Source organism: Streptomyces torulosus (assembly GCF_001419765.1).
Lineage (GTDB): Bacteria > Actinomycetota > Actinomycetes > Streptomycetales > Streptomycetaceae > Streptomyces > Streptomyces torulosus.
This window is the reverse complement of sequence record NZ_LIRK01000811.1, coordinates 1-4,218: the sequence shown is the minus strand read 5'-3', so window position 1 is coordinate 4,218 and position 4,218 is coordinate 1. Positions and strand designations below refer to the sequence as shown.

The window sequence follows — 4,218 nt, the reverse complement described above, 5'->3', positions numbered from 1 at the left end:
GTTGTTGGCTGGGGTTTGGGGGCTGGTGGCGGGGGCCGCCTTGTTGGTGGGGGCTTTCGTGGGTTTCGCCGTGCGTGTGCCGCAGAAGGTCATTGCCGGGGTGATGGCCTTCGGGGCCGGGGTGTTGATCTCGGCGGTGTCCTTCGAGTTGGTGGGGGAGGCCTACGAGGAGGCCGGGCTCGCTCCTGCTGCCGTGGGGGCGCTGGTGGGGGCGCTGGCCTATACCGGAGGGAACGTGTGGCTCGCCCGCCGTGGGGCCCGGCATCGTAAGCGGTCCGGGTATCGGCAGGCGCAGGCGCAGCCGTCCGAGGGCGAACAGGGCGGGTCCGGGATGGCGCTCGCCCTGGGTGCGCTGTTGGACGGGGTGCCCGAGTCCGCGGTGATCGGGGTGAGCCTGCTGGACGGCGGTGCCGTCAGCCTCGTGACCGTCGCCGCGGTGTTCATCAGCAACGTTCCCGAGGGGCTGTCCAGTGCCGCGGGGATGAAGAAGGCCGGCCGTGGTCGTGGCTATGTCTTCGGGGTGTGGGGGGCGATCGCCGCCGCCAGCATGGTCTCGGCGGTTCTCGGCTATGCCGTGGTCGGCTCCTTCTCGCCCGCCGTGATCGCCGGCGTGACCGCTGTGGCCGCCGGAGCGATCCTCGCGATGATCGCCGACACCATGATTCCCGAGGCGTTCGATGACGCCCACCTGGCTGTCGGGCTGATCACGGTGAGTGGGTTTCTGGTTTCCTTCGCTCTCTCCCACCTGTGAGCTCGGGCGGGTTCGGCGCGGATGTGCCTCGCGGCTCGGGGGAGGGCGGGCGCTCCGTAGAGCATCCGAGTCAAGCGTTGGGGGAACGTACATGCCATGCTCATCGGGTTCATTCCTTGCTTGTGCGATGGCACTGTGCTTGATCAGCTTGCATGTGCGAGACAATGGAGGTCTGTCATGGTCGGCTGGGGCCGCGCGTTCTGAGGATCTTCGAGGGCCCCTGCGTCAGTTTGGGAGGAGTGGGGGCGTGGTGGCTCGGTCTTTGGGGTCTGGGTGGGTCGGTCGGTGGGGGGCCCTGGTCGGTGCGGTTGCGTTGTTGGGGGTTGCCGGGTGTTCCTCCGATTCCTCTCAGGAGGGCTCCGGTGGGGGTGCTGCCTCCTCGGGGGCTGGTGAGGCTTCCGGGGAGGTCACCGTTTTCGCCGCCGCTTCGTTGAAGGAGAGCTTCACGGAGCTGGGGAAGCGGTTCGAGAAGGCGCATCCGGGGGTCGAGGTGACCTTCAACTTCGGGGGGAGCGACGCCCTGGCCGCGAGCATCACCGGTGGGGCGCCGGCGGATGTGTTCGCGTCCGCCAGTCCCAAGACCATGAAGATCGTGACGGACGCGGGGGATGCCGTCGGGGCGCCCATGACGTTCGTGCGGAATCAGTTGGAGATCGCCGCCCTGCCGGGCAATCCCGAGGGGATTTCCTCCCTGAAGGACCTCACCAGGAGCGGGCTCAAAGTCGTGCTGTGCGACAAGGAGGTGCCCTGCGGTGCCGCCGCGCAGAAGGCACTCGACGCGAGCGGGCTCCGGGTCACTCCCGTGTCCTATGAGCAGGACGTCAAGGCCGCACTCACCAAGGTCGAGCTGAAAGAGGCCGACGCCGCGGTCGTCTACAAGACCGATGTGCTCGCCGCGGGTGACAAGGTGGAGGGCGTGGAGTTCCCCGAAGCCGCAGACGCCGTCAATGACTATCCGATCGCCCTTCTCAAGGACGCCCCCAACACGAAGGCCGCGAAAGCGTTCATCGCGCTCGTGCGGTCCGGTGAGGGGCAGGAGGTTCTGAGCGACGCCGGGTTCCTGAAGCCGTGATCTCCGGCCCGGTCCATGACTCCGGTGCCGGCCCGGACGCGGGCGGAGCCCGGCCTCGGCGGGGGCGGGGCTCGATCTCGCCGCGGCGCGGTCCCGTGCCCGTGCCGTTGCTCGTGCCCGCGCTCGTCGGGCTGGCGTTCCTGGTTCTGCCGCTCGTCGCCCTGCTCGTACGGGCTCCCTGGTCGAGCCTTCCCGATCAGCTGACCAGCCCCGAGGTGTGGCAGGCGCTCCGGTTGTCGCTGCTCTGCGCCACGGCGGCCACCGTGGTGAGTCTCGTGCTCGGGGTGCCGTTGGCGTGGCTGCTCGCTCGGGTCGAGTTTCGGGGGCGGGGGTTCGTACGGGCCCTCGTCACGCTTCCGCTGGTGCTGCCGCCGGTGGTGGGTGGTGTGGCGCTGCTGATGGCGCTCGGGCGCAACGGGGTCGTCGGGCAGTGGCTGGAGTCGTGGTTCGGGATCAGTCTGCCCTTCACCACCGCCGGGGTCGTGGTCGCCGAGGCGTTCGTCGCCATGCCGTTCCTCGTCATCAGCGTCGAGGGGACCCTGCGGGCCGCCGACCCGCGGTACGAGGAGGCCGCGACCACGTTGGGGGCCTCCCGGTTCACCGCGTTCCGGCGGGTCACGCTGCCGTTGATCGCGCCCGGGATCGCGGCCGGGGCGGTTCTCGCGTGGGCGCGGGCGCTGGGTGAGTTCGGGGCGACGATCACGTTCGCCGGTAACTTTCCGGGGCGTACCCAGACCATGCCGCTCGCCGTCTACCTCGCCCTCCAGAGCGATCCGGAGGCCGCCATCGCCCTCAGCCTCGTCCTGCTGACCGTGTCCGTCGCGGTCCTCGCGGGGCTGCGCGACCGTTGGATGAGTGCCTCATGAGGGGGGCCGAGGGCAAGAAGGCGGTGGGCTCCGGTGCCGGGCTGGATGCCCGGCTCGTCGTTCGGCGGGGGGCGTTTCGGCTTGATGTCGGGCTTCGGGTCGTGCCCGGTGAGGTCGTGGCCCTGCTCGGGCCCAACGGGGCCGGGAAGACCACCGCCCTGCGGGCGTTGGCGGGGCTCGTGCCGCTCGCGGACGGGTATCTGCGGCTCGACGGGGCCGCCCTGGAGCGTACGCCGCCCGAGGCGCGTCCCGTCGGGGTCGTCTTCCAGGACTATCTGCTCTTTCCCCATCTGACCGCCCTCGACAATGTCGCCTTCGGGCCGCGTTGCCACGGGGCCTCCAAGACCGAGGCGCGCGCGCTCGCCGCCGAGTGGCTGGGGCGGATGGGGCTCGCCGAGCACGCGGGGGCCAAGCCCCGCCGGCTCTCCGGCGGCCAGGCCCAGCGCGTCGCCCTCGCCCGTGCCCTCGCCACCTCCCCCCGGCTGCTGCTCCTCGACGAACCCCTCGCCGCGCTCGACGCCCGTACCCGCCTCGACGTACGCGCCCAGCTCCGGCGGCACCTGGCGGACTTCGAGGCCGTCGCCGTGCTCGTCACCCACGATCCGCTCGACGCGATGGTGCTCGCCGACCGGCTCGTCGTCATCGAGGACGGGCACGTGGTGCAGGAGGGGACGCCGGGTGACATCGCCCGGCATCCGCGGACGGACTACATCGCCCATCTCGTCGGCCTGAACCTCTACAAGGGCGTCGCCGACCGGCACACGGTACGGCTCGACGCCGGGCCCGCGATCACCACCACCGAGGACCTCACCGGGCCGGTCTTCGTCACGTTCCCGCCGAGCGCGGTGACGCTCTACGGCGAGCGGCCCACCGGGGTCAGCGCACGCAACCTGTGGCGTTGCGAGGTCGCCGGGACGGAGACCCACGGCGACCAGATCCGCGCCGACCTCATCGGTGAACTCCCCCTCGCCGCCGACCTCACCACGGTCGCCGCCGCCGAACTCGGCCTCCACACCGGCGCGGAGGTCTGGGCCGCGGTCAAGGCGACGCAGACGCACGCCTATCCGGCCTGAGCCACCACCGGCCACGACGGCGACGACAGCAGTGACTGGAGACGGCGACAGCTGGGGGCCGTGGGGCGTACGGCCGGGCGTGCGGTCGGTGTTACGCTCGCCACGCCTCTCGTGGGGGAAGCCGGTGGGAATCCGGCGCTGACCCGCAACGGTGTGCGTGAGGGCCCGACGGTCCGCGCGCGAGCCCGATTACCCGTGAGCGGTGCGACCCGTCGACTGCTCGCCGTGGACTGCGAGAGGGGACCGCGCGGCCGTCCGGTCGTACGGGCTGTCTCCTTGCGTGAGGTTCCGCAGGCGGCCCGGAGGACTGAGGACCGCCTCGATCGTGCGTCAGATCCGTAGCCGTAGCCGTAGCCGTAGTCATGGCCGTGTGCCCCTGCCTCCTCTGGTGTTCGGGCTGAGTCTCGTGCTGGCCGGGTCGGTCGTGTGCGGGGTGGGGCTCGCGGCGGTCGGGGT

Annotated in this window: 4 protein-coding genes and 1 riboswitch; all 4 genes read left to right on the top strand. The window is 71.1% G+C overall.

The annotated features are described in order from the left end of the window. The first annotated feature begins 1 nt into the window (after position 1). The 4 genes from AOK23_RS40520 (at position 2) to AOK23_RS40505 (ending at position 3,762) form a co-directional block, all read left to right on the top strand. Positions 2-751 (top strand): ZIP family metal transporter, encoded by a 750-nt coding sequence (locus tag AOK23_RS40520; protein WP_107102985.1) that lies wholly within the window; start codon positions 2-4, stop codon positions 749-751. Between the two features lie 250 nt (positions 752-1,001). Continuing rightward, positions 1,002-1,823, top strand: a complete 822-nt coding sequence (gene modA, locus AOK23_RS40515) for a molybdate ABC transporter substrate-binding protein (protein ID WP_055717416.1) — start codon at positions 1,002-1,004, stop codon at positions 1,821-1,823. Positions 1,824-1,897: 74 nt separating this feature from the next. Continuing rightward, the gene (locus AOK23_RS40510; protein WP_240496789.1) at positions 1,898-2,689 is read left to right on the top strand and encodes an ABC transporter permease; all 792 of its coding nucleotides are present in this window, start codon (positions 1,898-1,900) and stop codon (positions 2,687-2,689) included. Next, the gene (locus AOK23_RS40505; RefSeq protein WP_079049981.1) at positions 2,686-3,762 is read left to right on the top strand and encodes an ABC transporter ATP-binding protein; all 1,077 of its coding nucleotides are present in this window, start codon (positions 2,686-2,688) and stop codon (positions 3,760-3,762) included. Before AOK23_RS40510 ends, AOK23_RS40505 begins: the two co-directional genes overlap by 4 nt. Before the next feature lie 69 nt (positions 3,763-3,831). Next, positions 3,832-3,993, top strand: a riboswitch (cobalamin riboswitch). Positions 3,994-4,218: the final 225 nt, after the last annotated feature.